We start from the raw sequence: 19,848 nt of genomic DNA, 5'->3' as shown, positions 1-19,848 counted from the left end.
AGCTCCCAGTGATAGAAATCGACATTGACTTGTAATATGGAAATTCCAAACTGATTCTGCGTGCGTCCAAACGTTATTTCCCGTGAAAAACTCCTGGCCGCCGCTCCCCCATGGCGGCCACCGCCTCAAGCAGATCCGCACTGTGCAAAAAGGAAGAGTTCCACAGGGCCACGTGGCGCAGCCCGCGAGCAATGGTTTCTTCGCGGTCCTCATTCAGCACAGCCTTGGTACCAGCCACCGCCAACGGGGAGTTGGCGGCAATCTCCGCAGCCATCGCCAATGCAGCACTCATGAGTGATTCCGGGTCGGCATGGATCTCGTTGACCAAGCCAATACGTTCTGCCCGCTCGGCGGCGATGTCCTTGGCTGTGAACGCCAGCTCGCGCAAATGGCCCTCACCAACGATTCCCCGCAGCCTTTGCAAACTGCCCACATCGGCCACGATGGCGAGCTGTGCCTCCCTGATGCTGAATTTTGCCTCAGCCGAGGCGAGCCGCACATCCGCTGCGCTGATCAAATCCACGCCACCACCAATGCACCAGCCCGAAACTGCCGCAATGACGGGTTTGCGACAGCTCGCCACGGCCGTGACACCGTCTTGCAACGCCCGAATGACACCCAGCAGCTCGGTGCGCTGGGCTGCTTGGGCGGTGGCACCCGAGCTCAGTTTCCCGAGCCAACCGCCCAACACCTCTTGCACGTCAAGGCCTGTGCTGAAGTGCGCCCCGGAGCCGGTGAGGACCACCGCCCGCACTGTCTCATCGGCGTCCAGGGCTGCGAAAACCTGGGGCAGTTCAGCCCAGAAGGCCAACCCCATCATGTTTCCCCGGCCAGGTCCAAGCAGACGGACGACGGCGACTGACGGCTGGGGTGCCGCCGCCACCTCGAAGGCAGTCCAGCCGTGGGTGAAGGCAAACCCGGCGGTGTCCACCTCCGCTGCCGCACCCGCCGCAGGACCACCTGTTTCCATCAGTACTGCTCGCCTTTTTCAGCCTTGGCAACAAGCGATGCCGGCGGCAGGAAGTGCTCGCCATACTTGCCCGCAAGCTCACGCGACCTGGCCACAAAGCCGGCCAGACCGCCGTCGTACCCGTTCATGTACTGGACCACCCCGCCGGTCCAGGCAGGGAAGCCGATGCCCAAAATGGAGCCAACGTTCGCGTCCTCCACGCTGCGCAGCACGCCTTCATCCAAGCACTTGACGGTTTCCAGGGCTTCGGCGAAGAGCATGCGCTCTTTCATGTCCGCAAAGGGAATCTCCGAAGTGCCGCCGTACCGCGCCGCCAGCCCCTCCCAGAGTCCGGTGCGGTGGCCCTCGGCGTAGTTGTAGAAGCCCGCGCCACCAAGTTTGCCGGCGCGCTTGATGTCCTCAACCATGGTGTCCACCACGTCTGTACCGGGGTGGTGGCGGTACTTTTGTACGCCGTTGTCCGTCTCGAGCCCGGCCTTGGTCTCCTTGTGGATTTTGGCGAGCAGGCTCAGGTTCAGCTCGTCGGCCAGCTGCAACGGCGGGGCGGGGTAGCCCGCCTGCAGCCCGGCCTGTTCGATGGACGGGGCTGCGATGCCCTCGCCCAACATGGCCATTGCCTCGTTGATGAACGTGCCGATCACGCGGCTGGTGAAGAAGCCGCGCGAATCGTTGACAACAATCGGTGTTTTGCGGATTTGCACGGCGATGTCGAAGGCTTTGGCCAGCGTTTCATCCGAGGTGTTTTCGCCAGCGATAATCTCCAGCAACGGCATCTTGTCCACCGGGGAGAAGAAGTGCAGGCCAATGAAGTTCTCTTGGCTCCGCACGCCCGCTGCCAGCGCCGTGATGGGCAGTGTGGAGGTGTTGGAGCCAAGGACAGCATCACCGCCCACGATGTCCTGAATTTCTTGGAAGGCCGCCTGCTTGACCCCCACGTTTTCAAAAACTGCCTCGATGACAAGGTCACACCCGGCAAGGTCCGCCGCCGCCGTGGTGGGAGTGATCTTGGCCAGCAACGCATCCGCCTGGTCTTGGGTTGACTGCCCCCGGGATACTGCCTTCTCTGTCAGCGTCTTGGAGTAGTTCTTGCCGCGTTCGGCTGCTGCTTGGGAGACGTCCTTCAACACCACGTCCATGCCGCCGCGGGCACAGACATAGGCAATGCCGGCACCCATCATGCCCGCACCCAGGACTGCCACCTTCTTGGCCGTGTACTTTTCAAAGCCTGCCGGGCGGCTGCCACCGGAGGCAATATGGCCCATGTCGAAGAAGAATGCCTTGATCATGTTGGAAGAGACCTGCCCAGTCACGACTTCCACGAAATAACGGGACTCAATCTCCAGGGCCGTGTCCACATCGACTTGGGTGCTTTCGACGGCGGCCGCCAGGATGGCGCGCGGCGCCGGGTAGTTGGCGCCCTTGAGCTGCTTGCGCAGATTCGCCGGGAAAGCCGGCAGGTTGGCGGCAAACGCTGCGGTTGTGGGTGTGCCGCCGGGAATCTTGTACTTCGGCACATCCCAGGGCTGCACGGCGTCGGGGTTGGCCTGGATCCACGCCTTGGCTGCCGGGATGAGTTCTTCAACCGTGTCAACTACTTCGTGGACAAGACCAATTTCTTGAGCCTTGCGTGGCTTGTATTTCTGCCCCTGCAACAGCACCTTCATGGTGGCGTCAGCGATACCCATGAGGCGCACCGTGCGGACAATGCCGCCACCTCCGGGCAGCAGGCCGAGGGTGACTTCCGGCAGGCCGATGACCGAGCCCTTGGCATCCGCCGCAATCCTATGGTGACAGGCCAGCGCGATCTCCAGCCCGCCGCCCAATGCTGCGCCGTTGATGGCTGCGACCACCGGCTTGCCCAAGGTTTCCAGGGTGCGCAACTGGGCCTTGATGTTTTGGCCCAGGTCAAAGACCTGTTGCGCATCAGCCGGCGTGGCACCCACCAGGTCCTTCAGGTCTCCGCCGGCAAAGAACGTCTTTTTGGCCGAGGCCAGTATGACGCCGGTGATGTTCTCCTTTTCGGCGACGAGCCGGTCCACGGCTGCCTGCATGGAGGCGGTGTAGTCGGCGTTCATGGTGTTGGCCGACTGGTTGGGGTCATCCATGGTCAGGATGACAACGCCGTCGGTGTCCTGCTCCCAGCGGATGGTGTTTGTACTCTCGCTCATGTTTCTAGACCCTCTCAATCAAAGTTGCCACGCCCATGCCCCCGCCAATGCACAAGGTGATGACCGCCCTGCGCTTGTCAATACGTTCCAGCTCGTCCAGCACGGTGCCCAAGATCATGGCTCCCGTAGCTCCGAGCGGGTGCCCCATGGCAATGGCCCCGCCGTTGACGTTGAGCTTTTCATCCGGGATGCCCAAGTCCTTTTGGTATTTCAACACCACAGAGGCGAAAGCCTCGTTGATTTCAAACAAGTCAATATCTGCAACGCCCAGACCGGCCGTTTTCAGCAGCTTCCTGGTGGCCGGGGTGGGGCCGGTAAGCATGATGGTCGCGTCGGCGCCGGAAGTTGCCGTGGCAACTATCCGGGCACGCGGTCGCAGACCCAGCCGCTCACCCATCGCAGCATTTCCCACCAGTACCAGGGCAGCGCCGTCGACAATTCCGGAAGAGTTGGCTGCCGTGTGGACATGGTCAATTTTTTCCACCGCATGGAATTTTTGCAGCGCGACGGCGTCAAAGCCGCCGGCCTCGCCCATGGCTGCGAAAGCGGGCCGCAGCCCTGCTTGTGACTCCGGAGTTGATTCCGGGCGCATGTGCTCGTCATGGTCGAGAATGACAAGACCATTTTGATCTTTTACGGGGATGACAGAGTTGGCGAAGCGCCCTTCCTTCCAGGCCTGTGCGGCCAACCGCTGCGAGCGCACCGCATAAGCGTCCACGTCCACCCGGCTGAAACCCTCCGTGGTGGCGATGAGGTCCGCACCAACACCTTGGGGCACAAAGTAGCTGTCATAGTTGGTGGCCGGGTCCATGGCCCAGGCTCCGCCGTCGGATCCAATAGGCACCCGGGACATGGATTCCACGCCGCCGGCGATGATCAGTTGATCCCACCCGGAGCGCACCTTCGCGGCGGCCATGTTCACGGCCTCCAGTCCAGAGGCACAGAACCTGTTGATCTGCACACCGCCCACGGTGTCAGGCAGTCCCGCGGCGAGGACGGCGGTGCGGGCAATGACAGCGCCCTGATCACCAATGGGTGAAACCACGCCGAGGATGAGATCGTCAATGAGGTCCTCGTCCAGCTCCGGGTGGCGTTCGCGCAACGCATCGATCAGGCCCACCACGAGATCAAGGGGCTTGGTGCCGTGCAGGGCTCCTTTCTTGCCGCGGCCGCGGGGGGTGCGGATGGCGTCGTAGACAAAAGCTTCCGGTACAACTTGTTCGCTCACGTGAGCATTCCTTCCATGGTCGTCCTTGCCACGCTGGTGCGCGGTGGGACGGTGGGTAGAACTGTTGGTGGTTACGGGTTTGGGCTTTGAAGCCGGCAAAAGTGACGGCAAATTTACAGCGAGCCGGTGACGAATTCTCCGTGCAACAAGGACCCGTTGGGTAGATCCGCATCGATCCCGCCGAAGAAAAACCAACTTGTTGACATACCGCCAATAGTGCAGGACTATTGACATCGTGTCAATAGTTGATGCACGTGTTTACTTTCAGCACTGAAAGCGAAGGCCATGACAGCGCAAATTTCCACTCCCTATTCGGCCATCACCTACAACGTCACCGACCGGATTGCCACGGTTGCGCTGAACCGTCCGGAGGCCCGCAATGGTTACACCATCGCCATGGCGCACGAGCTGGAGCATGCGTTCACGGCTGCAGACGCCGATCCGCAGGTTCAGGTTGTGGTGTTCACCTGCGTGGGCAAAGACTTCTCCGTAGGTGCCGAACTCAGTGGCGGGCGCTTTGACATGTCGCCGTCGGATGATGCAGAACTATGGCAGGAACCTGCTGGGCGCTGTTCAAAGACCATCTATGCCATGAACAAGCCCGTCATTGGTGCCCTGCGCGGAGTCTGCGTTGGTGGTGGCATCACCATCACGCTCTCGTGCGACTTCCGGCTCGCCGCACATGACTCTCGTTTCGCTTTCCCTTTCAGCCGCCGTGGCATTTTTCCCGAGGGTGGTTCCGTCTGGTACCTGCCTCGTCTTGTGGGAGTTTCGAAAGCCTCCGACTGGATGCTTACGGGCAGGCTCTTTGGGGCCAAAGAAGCGCTCGACGCCGGACTGCTCACCTCCTTGCACGAGCACGAGGACGTCCTTGAAGCCGCCTACGCCCTGGCCCGTGATCTCATTGAGAACACCTCCGAGGTGTCCACAGCCGTGATCAAGCAAATGCTCAACAGGCTCAGCGGACTTGATACCCCCTTCCCCGCGCATGCTGTTGATTCGAAGCTGATCGCCGGCGTGAGCGAACATAGAGACGCTGTTGAAGGGGTGCAATCTTTCCTTGAAAAGCGTCCCCCTCATTTTCCGCTGAGCGTGCCCAGTGACCTGCCACAATGGTTGCCGTGGATAAAGACAGATTGACACCATGAAACCTCCCAACACCGACATGGCCGAACCGCGCAGGCAACGGCTTAATCCGGATGAACGGCGCCAGCAGATATTCTTGTGCGCCCAAAAACTTTTCAATGCCCGTCCCTATGAAGAAGTCTCGGTCACCGACATTGCCGCCGCTGCCGGTGTTGCCCGCGGTCTGATCAATCACTATTTTTCCAACAAGCGCGGGCTGTACCTGGAAGTCATCAAGGTCAGCTCAACTGTCTCCGAAGTGGCCGTGACACTGCTGCCCGAAGGATCCATCCACGAGCGCATCGACTTGGCTGTGGTGTGGTTTTTGGATTCACTGCAGCGCTCCGGTGCTACCTGGCTTGCTCTCGGTTCAGGGGGCATGGGCCGGGACCCGGATCTTGAGCGGATCCTTATCAAGGCTGAGAACGATTCCATTGAGCTGCTGATTGAAGCGTGCGGGCTGGGCGGGCGCACTCAGGACCAAGAGCAAATCAAGGCCATGTTCAGGGTGTACACCCAACTCGCGCGTAGTGGTGCCCGTGAATGGCTGCTGCGCAAGACGCTCACTCGCCCGCAGGTGCACGCGTTGTTGGCAAGCACGCTGCGGGCGATCATCAAAGAAGCGATCCCGGCCATCTGACCCACGTCACCGCACCGGGTGGTTAGGGGTCCACATAGAGATCGATCATCAGCTCTGCCGACGGATCCACAGCGTAGCCCGCGAAATCGCTCATGCCGCGAGCGCGCAACAATTCCTCGTCGATGAGGCTCTGGCCGGTCAGCTCCTTGCTGGGCGTGGTGAGGATTGCGTGGGCGGCGTCGGCCATGATGGCGGGGTGCCGTGAGCGCTGGATCATCTCCTGCCCGCCCAGCAGGTTTGCCACGGCTGCTGTGGCGATGGTGGTGCGCGGCCACAGGGCATTGGATGCCACGCCCTGGCCGGCAAACTCCGCCGCAAACCCCAGCGCTGCCAGCGTCATGCCGTACTTGGCCAGCGTGTAAGCCGGGTGCCCGCCCAGCCACTTCGGGTCAAAGTTCAGCGGCGGGCTCAGCGTCAGGATGTGCGGATTGGCTGCCTTCAGCAAGTGCGGAAGGGCTGCCTTGCTGAGCATGAACGTGCCGCGCACATTGACATCCTGCATGAGGTCGTAGCGTTTGGCCGCCACTTTCAACGTTCCATCCAGGGAAATCACGCTGGCGTTGTTGACCACGATGTCGATCCCACCAAAAGTGTCCACGGCGTTCTGCACGGCGGAGGCGATGGTCTCGTCGTCGCGGACGTCGCCCACCACCGCGAGCACCTTCCCACCTGCCGCTTCAATCTCAGCGGCCGCAGTGTGGATGGTTCCTTCCAAGCGCGGATCCGGGCTGTCGGTCTTGGCGATCAGCACCACATTTGCGCCGTCGCGGGCGGCCCGGACGGCAATGGCCAGGCCAATGCCGCGCGAACCTCCCGACATGAGGACGGTCTTCCCTGCCAGCGTGCCCGGGGCACCGGAGGCACCCAAGGCACGCTCCGCCGTCGTGCTTGTTTTGCCCTTGCTAGATATTTCGCTCATGACCACTCCAATACGGTGCGCGCAGATCGCGCTTGAGAATTTTCCCTGTCGCATTGCGCGGCAGTTCGTCAACAAAATCCACCGAAGTGGGGCACTGGTAATGCGCCAGACGCTCACGGCAGAACGCGATGATGTCGGTCTCGCTCACTGTACTGCCCGGAGCGCGGACAACAACAGCCTTGACCGTCTCCGTCCATTTGGGATCCGGAACACCCATGACGATCCCCTCCGCGACCTCCGGATGGGACATGAGTGCATTCTCAACTTCGGGACAGTAGATGTTTTCGCCACCGGAAATGATCATGTCCTTGAGCCGGTCCACCATGTACAGGTAGCCGTCATCATCCATATGCCCAATGTCCCCGGAGCAGAGGAAGCCGTCTGCCGTCATGGAGTTGGCGGTTGCCTCCGGCTTGTTCAGGTAGCCCTTCATATTTTGACCGCCGCGGATCTGGATCTCCCCATTGACCCCGGCAGGGAGCACCTCATGGGTGAAGGGGTCCGCGATCCTGATTTCCACCCCGGGCAGGACCCTTCCCACCGATTGCAAAATTTCCGGCCGCGAGGGATTCCTGTGATCACTGTCTTGGAGCATGGTGCCGATTCCGGACATTTCCGTCATCCCAAACACGTGCGCCAACTCCGTGTTGGGCCAGGCGACCAGCGTTCTGCTCAGCAGCGGCAAGGGCATGGGTGAGGCGCCGTAGATAATCTTTTTTATCGGGGCGAAGGCAGCAGCGGCGTGCGGACCGCCCGCCAGTACGGCCTGGATAACAGCCGGGACGATGAATGAGTGCGTGGCGCCGTCGGCGATAGCCTGCATCATGGCCGGCCGGGAGGCCTCTCGAAGGAAAATAGTCTTGGCACCGGCATAGACCCCCACCTGGAAATAACATGAGCCACCCACGTGGAACATCGGCATCCCCACCATGCTCACGTCCTCGGGCCCCATGCCCAATCCGTGGTTGGCAACAACGCTGTGCATGTTAATGCTCCTGTGTGTCAGCTCAACACCCTTGGGCGTGCCCGTTGTTCCAGAGGTGTAAACAACAAGGACTGTGTCATCAGGGTGGACTTCTTCGTCCGTTTTCCCCACGGTTCTCTCGTCCCCTCCTGCTGGTGTGCCGCTTGCGAGGAATGCCTCAAATTCGTCATTTTCTCCACCAATGACAATGGTGCGCGGTAGCGGTGTTTCCGCGTTTGCGGTCTCGAGCACGCTGTGCAGCTCGGCACCATAGAAGACAATCTTCGGCGCGGAGTCAGTGAGGACGTAAGAGAGCTGGCTTGGTGCCAGACGGTAGTTTCCCACCACCGTGCCTGCACCCAGCGCCGAGGCGGCGTACGTCAGCTCAATAATGGCCAAGTGGTTTAAATCGAAGGTGAGGATCCGTTCCCCGCGCTTGATGCCTGCGGCACGCAAGGCTTCCGTGAGCTGCAAGATGCGCGGCCGCCATTGGCCCCACGTGTAGCTGACCTCGCCAAAGCTGATTGCCTCGGCATCAGGGCGGTGTTGCGCCCAATGATCGAGCCTATCCTGCAGGAATACCGGGGGTGCAAGGGTGTCAAGCGTCATGGCAAGCCTTTCTTTGGCGCCGGCAGCATTGCCGGCTTCTGGTCAGCGAGGGTCCATCTTGTGGTGAAGGAGCGTTGGTGCAGACTGCGGCGTGTTCTGCAGGAGCGTTGGTAAAAAGTGACCGTTTTCTGCAGGAGCGTTGCTAGGAGGTGGGGAGCTGCCAGGACGGTTGTCGGCGTTCCAGGAACGCCGCCATGCCTTCCCTGACCTGATCGGTGGTGAAGAGCTTGGTGGAGAGCGCCGTCATTTCTGCAACCCCCGCGTCCAGCTGGGCGAGCATGGGTGCGGCTGCCACTTTCTTGCTTTCGGCCAGCCCCTGCGGGGCACCCAGGCGGAGATTTTCCAAAATAGGTTCAAGGGCGCCGTCCACATCCTCCGCCGCGCAGGTGATGAGCCCGCACGCCTGCGCAGCAACAGCATCGAAGCTCTCCCCCGTGAGGTAATAACGAGACACTGAACGGCTGCTCATGCGCCCCATGGTGGTCAGGGAGATGATGGCCGGGCCCAGCCCAATCCGCACTTCAGAGAAGGCAAAGGTGGCAGCCGTATGGGCCACGACAATGTCCGCGGCACCCAGGATGCCCAGCCCGCCGGCTCGGGCCACGCCGTCGACCCTGGCAACCACGGGCACCGGGGCGCTCAATATCCTGCGCATGATCTTCGCTAGATTTTCAGCGCCCTCCGCTACTCCCTGCGCTCCGGCTTCCTTCAGGTCCGCGCCAGCGCAAAAAACCTTACCGGTATGGGCCAGCAAAATAACGCGCACACTGCCATCGGCGGCCTCGGCACAGGCCTGCTCCAACTTGGCCAGCAGCTGCGCCACGAGCTGTTGTGAGAGGGCATTGCGGTTGGCCCACGAGTCAAGGGTGATGGTGGCAATTCCCGCTGCCAGGCCATAATGCACCAGCTCGGCGTCTGCGGTTCCGCCACTGCCTGGCAGGGATTCAGTAGCCATGGATCAGTAGCTCTTGGGGAGGCCGAGCGAGTGTTGGGCCACAAAGTTCAGCACCATCTCCCGGCTCACCGGGGCCACCCGGCCTATCCGGGCCAGGCCGAGCATCTGCGCCAGACCATATTCCTTGCTCAATCCGTTGCCACCCAAGGACTGGATGGCGGTGTCGAGAGCGTTGATGCTGGCCTCGGCAGCGGAGTACTTGGCCATGTTGGCAGCCTCGCCAGCAGCCTTGTCTTCGCCGGCGTCGTACAGGGCTGCGGCACGGAGCATCATGAGCCGGCTCAGTTCAACCTCAATATGGCTCTTGGCCAACGGGTGGGCAATGCCTTGGTGCGCGCCGATGGGCTGTCCCCACACTTCGCGTTCCTTGACGTAGTCAACGGCCTTGTTGATGGCGTAACGGCCGGTTCCCACAGCGATGGCCGAGGCCATGATGCGCTCTGGGTTCAGACCTGCAAACAAAGCCTCCAAGGGTGCATCCGCCCCTCCCACCAGAGCCCCGGCAGGCAGGCGAACATCATCCAAGAACAGCAGGTACTGCTTCTCGGACTCGACGATGTCCATCTCCACCTCCCGGTATTCAAAGCCGGGCGTTTCTCGCGGCAACACAAACATGGCTGGGCGCAGGCGGCCGCTGCGCTCATCCACGGTGCGGGCCACAATGAGGACGTAGTCGGCGTTGTTGACTCCGGTGACGTACACCTTGCGCCCGTTCAGGACCCAATCGTCGTCATCGCGCCGGGCCACAGTTGAGATGTTGTGGGAGTTGGAGCCGGCTTCGGGTTCGGTGATGCCAAAGGCCATGACGATGGAGCCGTCGGCAAAGCCGGGCAACCAGCGCTGTTTCTGCTCATCCGTGCCGTATTTGGCGATCACGGTGCCGCAGATGGCAGGTGAAACCACCATCATGATCAAGGAGGCGCCCAGTGCGGAGGACTCCTCCAGCACTGCTGCCAGTTCATAGATGCCCTGCCCGCCGCCGCCGTATTCCTCCGGTATTGAGACGCCCAGGAAACCGGCCTCGCCGAGTTCCTGCCACAGCTCGGTCATGGTCTCGCCGGCACGTGCGTGCTTGTTCACATATTCAGGCCCGTATTTGCCCACGATGGTCCGCACGGCAGCACGCAGGGCCTGCTGTTCTTCTGTTTCAACAATGCTCATCTGGTTCTCCTCATTGAGTTGGTTTTTTTGTGTTGCTGCCCGGAATGTGCTGCCCGGAATAACTGGCGCGGGCTCATCCAGGCTGCGCTTCCACCACGGCCAGAACCATCCCCACGTCTACGTTTTGCCCCACGGTGACGTGCAGTTCGGCGACGATCCCGTCCGCGGGCGCCCCGATGGTGTGCAGCATCTTCATGGCTTCCAGCACCAGAAGCGGCTGGCCCGCCGCAACCTTCTCCCCCGCAGCGACATGCACGTTCACCACAGCGCCGGGCATGGGTGCTGTCAGGGAACCTGCCGCGACCGCAAGGCTGGGGTCCGGGAAACGCTCCACCTCCGTGAAGGTGATGGAGCCGCCGTCGCCGTCAACCTCAAGCACAGTCGAGGCGGCAGTGGTGTAGTGGGCCACCGACCACGAACGCACCAGCCCGTCCAGCTCAAGGCTCACGTTCTCGGCACTGAGATGGACGACGGCGGCAGCGCCGAACCCCTCTGCCTGCAGCCCTTCTCGGGTCGTCTCATATGACACGTTGTGTTCCCCGGCCGGGCCTACCAGCGTGGTGTGCTGTGGCATGGACCGCAGGTTCCGCCAACCGCTGGGCAGCAGCCCCAACGCGAGGGCTTGTTCGCGGCGCAGCGCCGCTGCTGCAAGGGCCGCTGCGAGCGCCGCTGCTTTTTCCTCGTCCGCTCCGGCCACCGGCGCCGCCAATACCTCGAGCCCGTGGGTGGGCAGGAATGCGGTATCTGTTGCACCGGCGAGAAAGGCCTCGTGGCGCAGGATGTTCACCAGCAGGTCCCGGTTGGTGCGTACACCGTGGATCCGTGCACGGGACAATGCCCTGGCCAGTGAGCGGGCCGCCTCCACCCGGGTGGGTGCCCAGGCAATGAGCTTGGCCAGCATGGGATCGTAATGGATGGTGACGGTGGAGCCGGCTTCCACAGCGGAGTCCAAACGCAGCCCGCGCTCACGGGTGGGCAGCGCGAAGTTGGCAGCCAGCCCGGCAAAGTCGAAGCGCTGGACCGTCCCGGTCTGCGGGGCCCAGCCAGCGGCAGGATCCTCGGCATAGAGGCGCACCTCAATGGCGGAGCCGTGTGGTGCCGGGGGTTGTTCGGCCAAGGCAACACCTGCTGCCACGTCAAGCTGCAAAGCCACCAGGTCCAAGCCGGTGGTGCATTCGGTGACAGGGTGTTCCACCTGCAGGCGCGTGTTGGTCTCGAGGAAGTAAAAGCGTCCGGAGTCATCGGCTAAGAATTCCACCGTTCCGGCACCCACATAGTTGACAGCCTTGGCCGCCGCAACGGCCGCCGCAAACAACTTCGCCCGCATGCCGGGGGTTCGCTCCACCAACGGTGAAGGAGCCTCTTCCACAACTTTTTGGTGCCGCCGCTGGATGGAGCATTCGCGCTCGCCTACCGCCCAGACGGTGCCGTGGGTGTCAGCCATGATTTGCACTTCAAGGTGGTGTCCGGTTTCCAGGTACGGCTCGCAAAAAACAGTTCCGTCACCAAAGGCGCTCGCCGCTTCTGTACGGGCAGTCTCAAGTTCGGCCGGCAAATCGGCCACTGCGCGCACTATGCGCATGCCGCGTCCGCCACCACCGGCGGAGGCTTTAATGAGCACGGGCAGCTGCGCTTCGGTGATAGTGGCCGGGTCCAACTCGCTCAGCACCGGCACTCCGCCTGCTGCCACCAGGAGCTTGGCTGAAATCTTGTCCCCCATGGCATCAATGGCTTCCGGGGACGGTCCAATCCAGATCAGCCCGGCAGCTTGAACACTCCTGGCAAAGTCGCCGTTCTCAGACAAGAACCCGTAGCCCGGGTGGATGGCGTTCGCCCCGGCCCGCAGAGCGGCGGCGATGATGAGCTCCCCGCGCAAGTACGTTTCAGCGGCACTGGTGCCTGGCAGGTGCACCGCTGTGTCGGCCTCCGCTACGAAGGGGGCTCCGGCGTCGGCCGTGGAATAGATCGCAACAGTGCCGATGCCGCGCTCGCGGCAGCTGTGAAACACGCGGCGGGCAATTTCGCCACGGTTGGCCACGAGCACACGGGTGATGGGCGCACCACTGGTGGGCTCATCGCCTGTGGGCGTATGGCTGATGGGCGCGTTGGTGAAGGGTTGGCTCATGAGTGTCATCCTTGGCTCACATCCGGAAGACGCCGAAGCCCTCGGCGCCCTTGATTTCGGTGGTGGCGATGGCAGAAAGTGCCAGGCCCAAAACGTTGCGGGTGTCGCGGGGGTCGATGAGGCCGTCGTCGTACAACTTCCCGGACAGGAAAGTGGGCAGCGATTCCGCCTCGATCTGAGCCTCAACGGCTGAGCGCATGGCAGCGTCGGCATCCTCATCAAAGTCGCGTCCGCTGGATGCCGCCGCGGCCCTGCCCACAATGGACATGACGCCCGCCAGTTGCGCGGCCCCCATGACGGAGGATCGGGCGCTGGGCCAGGAGAACAGGAATCGCGGATCAAAGGCTCGCCCGCACATGCCGTAGTGCCCCGCCCCAAAGGATGCACCCATGAGAACTGACAGGTGCGGGACGGTGGAGTTGGAGACGGCGTTGATCATCATGGAACCGTGCTTGATGATGCCGGCCTGCTCATACTCTTTGCCCACCATGTAGCCGGTGGTGTTGTGCAGAAACAGCAGAGGGGTGTTCGCCGAGTTGGCGAGCTGGATGAATTGGGCGGCTTTTTGCGCCTCGGCGGAGAAGAGCACGCCGCGCGCGTTGGCCAGGATACCCACCGGGTGGCCATGGATCCTGGCCCAGCCTGTCACCAAGGACGTGCCGTACAGGGCCTTGAACTCATCAAAGTCACTGCCATCAACAACCCGCGCGATGACTTCGCGGGGATCGAAGGGGATCTTCAGGTCTGAGGGGACGATCCCCAACAGTTCTTCCTCAGCCAGGCGGGGTTCTTGGGAAGCGGCAGGCGTTGCACCCTTTTTAACCCAGTTGAGCCGTGCCACAATCCGCCGGCCAATCCGCAGCGCATCCATCTCATCCAGTGCGTAGTAATCGGCAAGTCCGGAGATGCGGGCGTGCATGTCAGCACCGCCAAGGGATTCATCATCTGATTCCTCCCCCGTGGCCATCTTCACCAGCGGTGGCCCGGCCAGGAAAACCTTGGAACGTTCCTTGATCATGACAATGTGGTCACTCATGCCAGGAACGTAGGCGCCCCCAGCCGTGGAGTTGCCAAACACCAGCGCGATGGTGGGTATTCCTGCGGCCGAAAGCCTGGTGAGGTCCCGGAACAGCTTGCCGCCGGGGATGAAGATTTCGCTCTGCGTGGGCAGATCCGCTCCGCCGGATTCCACCAGTGAGATCACCGGCAGCCGGTTCTCCCTGGCGATGTCCAAGGCGCGGAAGATCTTCTTGGTGGTGTACGGGTTCGAGGTGCCGCCCTTGACGGTGGGTTCGTGCGCCACGATCAAGCACTCCACACCTTCCACCACGCCAATGCCCGTCACGACGCTGGCACCCACATGGAATTTGGTGCCCCACGCTGCCAGGGGCGAGAGCTCAAGGAATGGGGAGTCCCTGTCAACGAGCATCTCCACCCGCTCGCGGGCCAGCAGCTTCCCGCGTTTGCGGTGCCTGGTGACCGCCTTTTCGCCTCCACTTTGGCGCACTTTGGCGTATTCGCCGTCGAGCTCAGTCAGCTTCTGAACCATAGCCGCCCTATTGGCGGTAAAGTCGGCACTGAGCGGGTCAATGGTTGTGCGCAAAACGCTCACAGTAATTCCTCCGGAATCGGTACGTGGCGGGCCCGAAGCCATTCGCCCAAAGCCTTGGCCTGCGCATCAAAGCGGGCATTGGAGGCCACACCTTCACCGAGCAGTCCACGAATAACAAAGTTCACGGCGTGCAGTTTTGGCAGCACATGCCGTTCGATTTCCAACGCCTTGGTTTCCGGCAACAGCTCCCTGAGTGTTTCCACGCTCAAAGTGTTGACCAGCCAGGGCCACGCCTGTTCGTGCTCCACCCAAACACCCACGTTGGCGTCCCCGCCTTTGTCCCCGCTGCGGGCCGCCGCGACCCGCCCCAGTGGGGCACGCGTCGTCGTACCTGGCTGCGGCAATGCTGGCAGTTCCGGCTCGGGCACCGGTGCCAGTGCGACGGCGGAAGTGACAGTTTCGCTGGCGGGCGGGAGCAGGATTTCGGTACCGTCAGGCAGCGCAACCTTGTGCTGGACTTGCGTCGCGGCAACCCAGCCGGGCCGGTAAATACCGTAGGGTGCGGCATTGCCGGGGGGTGAAGTGAGGTGGAAACCGGGGCAGCTGGCCAGGCCAATCTGCACGGCGGCGTTGGAGAACGCACGGCCCACCAGCGCCGGGTCGGCGCCGCGGGCTACGCAATGGAGCATGGCGCTGGCTTCTTCGCAGTTGTCCGCGTCAGGGTGGTCGGTGCGGGCAAGTGTCCAGCGTGTGCCCTCGGGCATTACCTCCGCGAGCTGACTTTTGATCAGTGCCGCTTTTTTGTCAATATCCAGTCCAGTCAGCACGAACGTGACCTCGTTGCGGTAGCCACCCAACTCGTTGATGGAGACCTTCAGCGTGTCCGGCGGAGCCTCTCCGCGCACACCGGAGAGACGCACCCGGTCCGGGCCGTCGTCGTCAAGGGCAATGGAGTCAAGACGCAGCACAGCGTCCGGTCCGGCATAGCGGGCGCCGGTGATCTCATAAACCAGCTGGGCCGTCACGGTGCCTTTGGTCACTGCCCCGGAAGTGCCCGGGTGCTTGGTGATCACGGACGATCCGTCACCGGAAATCTCGGCGATGGGGAAGCCGGGGCGGTGCATGTCCTTGATGGTGTCAAAGAAGGCGTAGTTTCCACCGGTTGCTTGGGTGCCGCACTCAATGACATGCCCGGCGGCCATGGCCCCGGCGATTTTGTCATAGTCGGTGGGCTGCCAACCGAAATGGTGTGCGGCAGCACCCACCACCAGCGAGGCATCGGTGACGCGGCCGGTAACCACTACGTCAGCCCCAGCGCCCAGGGCTGCGGCGATGCCCCAGCCGCCCAGGTAGGCGTTGGCGGAGAGTGGATTTCCAGCTGCTGTGCCGAAACCCAACTCTTCGGCACGGTCAATGAGGTCGTCGCCGTACACGTGGGCAATTTTGGCGTCCACATTCAGCGTGGCTGTCAGTTCTCGGAGCTTGGCAGCCAGTCCTGCAGGGTTGAGTCCGCCGGCGTTGACCACAATCTTCACGCCTTTTTCCATCGCCAAGGCGAGGCTGTCGCGCATTTGTGCCAGGAATGTTTTGGCGTAACCGGTGGACGGGTCCTTGGCCCGGTCGCGGGCCAGGATGAGCATGGTCAGCTCGGCCAGGTAGTCCCCGGTAATAAAATCCACTGGGCCACCCTCTAGCATCTCTCTAAAGGCCTCTGCCCTGTCACCGTAGAATCCGGAGGCGTTGGCAACGCGCAGCGCACTCATGCTTTTTCCTCCTGCGCCTCTGCAGCCGGGGCTGCGGCGGAGGGGAGGCTGGCGGTTTTGTGATCGCCCGAAGAATCCCTGCCTTCACCGGGAGGGCCAGCGAATGCCTGCACAATGTCAAGCCATTTCTCGGCGTCTGCGCCGTGCGCTGCCAAAGCCAGATCGTCACGGTGGCGACGCTTTGTGGCCAGCAGGCAAAAGTCCAGGGCCGAGCCGCTCACACGCTGCGCAGCATCTTCCGGTCCCCAAACCCAGCGTTCGCCTGTGGGACTTTCAAGCTCAACCCGGAATTCGCTCTCCGGAGGCGTCAACTGATGCACTTTGAACGCAAAATTGCGTGTGCGCACCGCCAGGTGGGCAATGTGTCGGAGCCGATCAGTGGGCTCGCGGGTGATTCCCAACGCGTCGGCAATATCTTGGCCGTGCGCCCACGTTTCCATGATGCGCGCCGTAGCCATGGACATGGCACTCATGGGGGGTCCAAACCACGGCAGCTTGACGCCCGGTGCCACATCTTTCAGGGCCCCGGCCAACCGACGTCGGCCTTCCCTCCACTGCTCCATGAGCAATGGGGGCGAGATTTCGGCCCATTCCGCGGCGGCGCCGTCGATCGAGATCTGCCCTGACTGCAGACCGGAACCAATGGCCGCAAAGGCCGCCGGTTCACCATTGGCTGCTGCTGCAGCTTCCAAAGTGACCCTGTCTGTCCACGCCAGATGCCCGATCTGGCGGGCGATGCTCCAACCAGGGGCAGGCGTTGGCATGGGCCAATTCTCGGCAGGCATGGCAGCCAGAATCTCGTCCAAGACCATGGATTCAGCCTCCAAATCGGTCAATACACCTGCCAAATCCACCATGTTCCAACTCCGTTTGTTGAGGGTCGCGCTGACACGAATCGTGCTGAGCCGCGCGTGGTCTCGGCCTGTCGCGTAGGGCCAAGCCGGCCGTCGCACCGATAGTGCAAGTATGTGACGTGGATCAACAACAAGCAAGCAAGCTTGATTGTTTCACTTTCGTGCTAACGTCCCTCTATGAGCAGAATGGTCATCGAACCCCGGCAAGACCGCAGCCGCGCCACGCGCGAGCGCCTGCTGGAAAGCGCCGTGGCCCTGCTGTGTGAGACCGGTTGGACCAACACCACCGTCACCACCGTTGCCACTCACGCAGGGGTTTCCCGCGGTGCAACGCAGCACCACTTCCCCACCAGGGATGATCTCTTCACTGCTGCGATCGAGCACATGACAGTAGCTCGTGTACTGGAAGTCCGTGCTGCGCTGACAGTACATTCAGGGGGGTCGGTCCCCGTCAGGGAAGTTCTGGATTCGCTCGTGGGCCTTTACACCGGTCCGTTGTTCAAGGCGGCCCTGCAGGTGTGGACGGCGGCCGCCGTGGACCCGGCAGTACGCGCACACGTCATCCCCTTGGAACAGACGGTGGCACGTGAAGCATTCCGGCTGGCGGCAACACTGCTGAACATCGACAGGGAAAATCCTCGCTTGCGTGCCATTGTGGCCGCAACCCTTGACTTGGGACGCGGCCTTGGTCTTGCCAACATCCTCACCGACGACGCCGACCGACGCACCTGGGTGCTCGATGCCTGGTGCAAAGAACTTGAGCAGATCATCGCCGAAGAAGCCCACCAGCAGCACAACGACTGACCGGTTGCTGAACTCCGGCGCAGGCGGGTCCGCCAGCCAAGGGATGAACGCTCGAGCACTTTACGTCCCGTTTTCCGCAACGCTCGCGCACTCAGTGCGCGAGCGTTGGGCAAAAATCAACATAAAGTGCGCGAGCGTTGGAGTTATTGCAGGTTGGAGGTCAGCCTGGCCGCACTGTCCCAGAACTTTTCCCATCGCGGACGTTTGATCCAATCCTCCAGCCTGAGGTCCCTGCTATTGCTTCGGTACCCATCTTCCACATCGCGCATTTGCGCAACGAAGGAGGCACTGTGGATCAACACCGAAATCTCCATGTTCAGCGCGAACGACCGGATATCCATGTTGGAGGATCCAATCACGGCAACATCGGAATCAATGCTGAAGTGCTTGGAGTGCAGGACCTCCGGGGACTTGTACAAGTAGATCTTCACACCTGCGCGCAGCAGCGCCTCATAGTAGGAGCGCTGGGCGTGGTAGACCATGGCCTGGTCGCCGATCTCGGACACGAACAACTCCACCGACAGTCCGCGCCCGGCGGCGGCAATGATGGCCAGCAGCACAGAGTCTTCCGGGACAAAGTACGGGCTGGTGATGCTGACCCGTTCCGTGGCCTGGTGGATCATGGAGACAAAGAGTTTCAAGCTGTTGTCATTTTCAAAGCTGGGCCCGCTGGGAACAACCTGCGCATCGACAAGGTGCTCCGCCGGGTTCAACACAACCGGTGAAGTGTCCAGCTCAAGCAGCACGTCGGTTTCGCTGAACCAGTCGGTGACGAACACGGCGTCGAGCTCGCGAACCACGGGTCCGTGCACGCGCATCATCAACTCGTGCCAGCGCAGCCCGCGGGCAATGTTCTTTTTCTTGTTGTAGCTCTCATTGACCATGTTTTGCGACCCGGCAAATCCCACCCTGCCATCAACAACCAACAGCTTCCGGTGGTTGCGCAGGTCCACCCGCTGCCAATTCCCCTTCCACGGCCGCAGCGGCAGCATGGCGTGGTACTCGGCACCCATGGCGGCCAATCGGGTCAGGGTTTCCTTGCGGCCGGGGTTCATCAGCGCGGCCAGGTGGTCGCTGAGCACCCGCACTGTGACCCCGCGCCGGCACGCTCGCTCGAGCGCATCAAAGAAGGGCCTGGTGACGTCGTCGTCGACCAGGATATAGAACTCCACGTGCACATAGTCGGTGGCCGTGTCGATTTCACGGGCCATGGCAGCGATGGAGCCATGGTAGTCCGGGAGGAGCTCGACGTCGTTGCCGCCCACCATGGGAAGCGCACCCAGGTTGTTGTTGAGGGTGACAAGTGTGGACAGGCCCTTGGGCCAGTCGTCCCTGTGGCTGAGCTGGTCCAGTCCCTCGGTGCGCGCCAGGATCATTTCATTGACGTGCTTCTGCTTGTCCCGTCGGGCCTTGGGCAGCCTGGTGAAGCCCACCAGCATGAACGCAACGATGCCGACGTAGGGGATGAAGATGATGGTGAGCATCCACGCAATGGCGGTGGCTGGACGGCGCCGGGCGGAAATGTACGCCACGGCGATGGCCCCTATGACCACATGCAGAACCAGCAGTAGCAATGCCAGACCCTCGGGGTCGGCCAACCAACTGCGGATACTCAACGAAATACTCTCCCTTGTGAACAACTTCCAAAAAGCAAAAACAAGCAACGACGATCCCAGCGGATTCCGCCGTTGCACCAGCATGTTCCTTGCAGTGTAGACCATGTGGTTCAGCCACCTGTGAAAGAATTCACCATTGATTCACGCCGCTGCCTGGTACCGAAATCTGCGGCCGGTTGCGTGGTGCGGACCCCAATTTCGCTTCAGCAACCATGTCCGGACAAAGAAAACCCCCGGCCGTCTGGCCGAGGGTTTTCCGTTTCTGTTGCGGGGACAGGATTTGAACCTGTGACCTCCGGGTTATGAGCCCGGCGAGCTACCGAACTGCTCCACCCCGCGTTGCACTCATTACTCTACGCCGCAGCCCACCTGCCACCAAACCCACAGCACGTGAC

Annotated in this window: 15 protein-coding genes and 1 tRNA gene; 3 read left to right on the top strand and 13 right to left on the bottom strand. The window is 61.9% G+C overall.

What is annotated here, in order from left to right; genetic code table 11:
* Nucleotides 1–73 precede the first annotated feature (73 nt).
* Genes QMG25_RS13910 through QMG25_RS13900 form a run of 3 tightly spaced genes read right to left on the bottom strand, consistent with a single transcriptional unit; the run spans nucleotide 74 to nucleotide 4,366 of the window.
* Nucleotides 74–970 carry a crotonase/enoyl-CoA hydratase family protein gene (locus QMG25_RS13910; RefSeq protein ID WP_283461202.1) on the bottom strand — a complete coding sequence of 299 codons (897 nt, stop codon included), beginning with the start codon at nucleotides 968–970 and terminating at the stop codon, nucleotides 74–76.
* Complete coding sequence (locus QMG25_RS13905) at nucleotides 970–3,138, bottom strand: 3-hydroxyacyl-CoA dehydrogenase NAD-binding domain-containing protein (protein ID WP_283461200.1); 2,169 nt, start codon at nucleotides 3,136–3,138, stop codon at nucleotides 970–972. The genes QMG25_RS13910 and QMG25_RS13905 overlap by 1 nt, the downstream gene beginning before the upstream one ends.
* A gap of 4 nt (nucleotides 3,139–3,142) precedes the next feature.
* A complete protein-coding gene (locus QMG25_RS13900) occupies nucleotides 3,143–4,366 on the bottom strand; it encodes an acetyl-CoA C-acetyltransferase (RefSeq protein ID WP_283461199.1) in 1,224 nt (407 codons plus the stop codon).
* A gap of 285 nt (nucleotides 4,367–4,651) precedes the next feature.
* Here QMG25_RS13900 and QMG25_RS13895 point away from each other — a divergent pair, with 285 nt between their 5' ends.
* Nucleotides 4,652–5,506 carry an enoyl-CoA hydratase-related protein gene (locus tag QMG25_RS13895; protein ID WP_283461196.1) on the top strand — a complete coding sequence of 285 codons (855 nt, stop codon included), beginning with the start codon at nucleotides 4,652–4,654 and terminating at the stop codon, nucleotides 5,504–5,506.
* A 4-nt stretch (nucleotides 5,507–5,510) separates the two neighbouring features.
* Nucleotides 5,511–6,131, top strand: a complete 621-nt coding sequence (locus tag QMG25_RS13890; RefSeq protein WP_283461194.1) for a TetR/AcrR family transcriptional regulator — start codon at nucleotides 5,511–5,513, stop codon at nucleotides 6,129–6,131.
* A gap of 22 nt (nucleotides 6,132–6,153) precedes the next feature.
* Here the strand turns inward: QMG25_RS13890 and QMG25_RS13885 are convergent, their stop codons facing one another.
* The 8 genes from QMG25_RS13885 to QMG25_RS13850 all read right to left on the bottom strand — a co-directional run bounded on the left by QMG25_RS13885 (nucleotide 6,154) and on the right by QMG25_RS13850 (nucleotide 17,036).
* On the bottom strand, nucleotides 6,154–7,050 hold the full coding sequence (locus QMG25_RS13885; protein ID WP_283461192.1) for an SDR family oxidoreductase: 897 nt from the start codon (nucleotides 7,048–7,050) through the stop codon (nucleotides 6,154–6,156).
* Nucleotides 7,034–8,623, bottom strand: coding sequence for an AMP-binding protein (locus QMG25_RS13880; RefSeq protein WP_283461190.1), 1,590 nt, complete (start codon nucleotides 8,621–8,623; stop codon nucleotides 7,034–7,036). Before QMG25_RS13880 ends, QMG25_RS13885 begins: the two co-directional genes overlap by 17 nt.
* A 142-nt stretch (nucleotides 8,624–8,765) precedes the next feature.
* Nucleotides 8,766–9,578, bottom strand: coding sequence for an enoyl-CoA hydratase family protein (locus QMG25_RS13875; RefSeq protein ID WP_283461188.1), 813 nt, complete (start codon nucleotides 9,576–9,578; stop codon nucleotides 8,766–8,768).
* 3 nt (nucleotides 9,579–9,581) lie between these two features.
* Complete coding sequence (locus tag QMG25_RS13870; RefSeq protein ID WP_283461186.1) at nucleotides 9,582–10,739, bottom strand: acyl-CoA dehydrogenase family protein; 1,158 nt, start codon at nucleotides 10,737–10,739, stop codon at nucleotides 9,582–9,584.
* Between the two features lie 73 nt (nucleotides 10,740–10,812).
* Nucleotides 10,813–12,864 (bottom strand): acetyl/propionyl/methylcrotonyl-CoA carboxylase subunit alpha, encoded by a 2,052-nt coding sequence (locus QMG25_RS13865; RefSeq protein ID WP_283461184.1) that lies wholly within the window; start codon nucleotides 12,862–12,864, stop codon nucleotides 10,813–10,815.
* 16 nt (nucleotides 12,865–12,880) lie between these two features.
* Complete coding sequence (locus QMG25_RS13860) at nucleotides 12,881–14,476, bottom strand: acyl-CoA carboxylase subunit beta (protein WP_283461182.1); 1,596 nt, start codon at nucleotides 14,474–14,476, stop codon at nucleotides 12,881–12,883.
* The gene (locus tag QMG25_RS13855; RefSeq protein ID WP_283461180.1) at nucleotides 14,473–16,179 is read right to left on the bottom strand and encodes an acyclic terpene utilization AtuA family protein; all 1,707 of its coding nucleotides are present in this window, start codon (nucleotides 16,177–16,179) and stop codon (nucleotides 14,473–14,475) included. Before QMG25_RS13855 ends, QMG25_RS13860 begins: the two co-directional genes overlap by 4 nt.
* The gene (locus QMG25_RS13850) at nucleotides 16,176–17,036 is read right to left on the bottom strand and encodes a TIGR03084 family metal-binding protein (RefSeq protein ID WP_283461177.1); all 861 of its coding nucleotides are present in this window, start codon (nucleotides 17,034–17,036) and stop codon (nucleotides 16,176–16,178) included. Before QMG25_RS13850 ends, QMG25_RS13855 begins: the two co-directional genes overlap by 4 nt.
* A 174-nt stretch (nucleotides 17,037–17,210) precedes the next feature.
* Between QMG25_RS13850 and QMG25_RS13845 the strand changes: the two genes are divergently transcribed.
* Nucleotides 17,211–17,837 carry a TetR family transcriptional regulator gene (locus QMG25_RS13845; RefSeq protein WP_283461175.1) on the top strand — a complete coding sequence of 209 codons (627 nt, stop codon included), beginning with the start codon at nucleotides 17,211–17,213 and terminating at the stop codon, nucleotides 17,835–17,837.
* Between the two features lie 143 nt (nucleotides 17,838–17,980).
* Here QMG25_RS13845 and cls read toward each other — a convergent pair whose 3' ends face one another.
* A complete protein-coding gene (cls, locus tag QMG25_RS13840) occupies nucleotides 17,981–19,447 on the bottom strand; it encodes a cardiolipin synthase (RefSeq protein ID WP_283461274.1) in 1,467 nt (488 codons plus the stop codon).
* Between the two features lie 271 nt (nucleotides 19,448–19,718).
* Nucleotides 19,719–19,792 (bottom strand) — tRNA-Met (locus QMG25_RS13835).
* Between the last annotated feature and the right edge of the window lie 56 nt (nucleotides 19,793–19,848).

The organism is Arthrobacter sp. H35-D1 (assembly GCF_030063185.1).
Taxonomy (GTDB): Bacteria; Actinomycetota; Actinomycetes; order Actinomycetales; family Micrococcaceae; genus Specibacter.
The sequence above is the reverse complement of the archived record's forward strand: the minus strand, read 5'-3'. Positions and strand labels throughout refer to the sequence as shown.

Excerpts from the sequence above, each read along its gene's own strand:
- QMG25_RS13880 (WP_283461190.1), bottom strand. The coding sequence starts at position 8,623 with ATGACGCTTGACACCCTTGCACCCCCGGTATTCCTGCAGGATAGGCTC.
- QMG25_RS13855 (WP_283461180.1), bottom strand. The coding sequence starts at position 16,179 with ATGAGTGCGCTGCGCGTTGCCAACGCCTCCGGATTCTACGGTGACAGG.
- QMG25_RS13885 (WP_283461192.1), bottom strand. The coding sequence starts at position 7,050 with ATGAGCGAAATATCTAGCAAGGGCAAAACAAGCACGACGGCGGAGCGT.
- QMG25_RS13905 (WP_283461200.1), bottom strand. The coding sequence starts at position 3,138 with ATGAGCGAGAGTACAAACACCATCCGCTGGGAGCAGGACACCGACGGC.
- QMG25_RS13875 (WP_283461188.1), bottom strand. The coding sequence starts at position 9,578 with ATGGCTACTGAATCCCTGCCAGGCAGTGGCGGAACCGCAGACGCCGAG.
- QMG25_RS13865 (WP_283461184.1), bottom strand. The coding sequence starts at position 12,864 with ATGAGCCAACCCTTCACCAACGCGCCCATCAGCCATACGCCCACAGGC.
- QMG25_RS13890 (WP_283461194.1), top strand. The coding sequence starts at position 5,511 with ATGAAACCTCCCAACACCGACATGGCCGAACCGCGCAGGCAACGGCTT.
- QMG25_RS13850 (WP_283461177.1), bottom strand. The coding sequence starts at position 17,036 with ATGGTGGATTTGGCAGGTGTATTGACCGATTTGGAGGCTGAATCCATG.
- QMG25_RS13910 (WP_283461202.1), bottom strand. The coding sequence starts at position 970 with ATGGAAACAGGTGGTCCTGCGGCGGGTGCGGCAGCGGAGGTGGACACC.
- QMG25_RS13895 (WP_283461196.1), top strand. The coding sequence starts at position 4,652 with ATGACAGCGCAAATTTCCACTCCCTATTCGGCCATCACCTACAACGTC.
- QMG25_RS13845 (WP_283461175.1), top strand. The coding sequence starts at position 17,211 with ATGAGCAGAATGGTCATCGAACCCCGGCAAGACCGCAGCCGCGCCACG.
- QMG25_RS13870 (WP_283461186.1), bottom strand. The coding sequence starts at position 10,739 with ATGAGCATTGTTGAAACAGAAGAACAGCAGGCCCTGCGTGCTGCCGTG.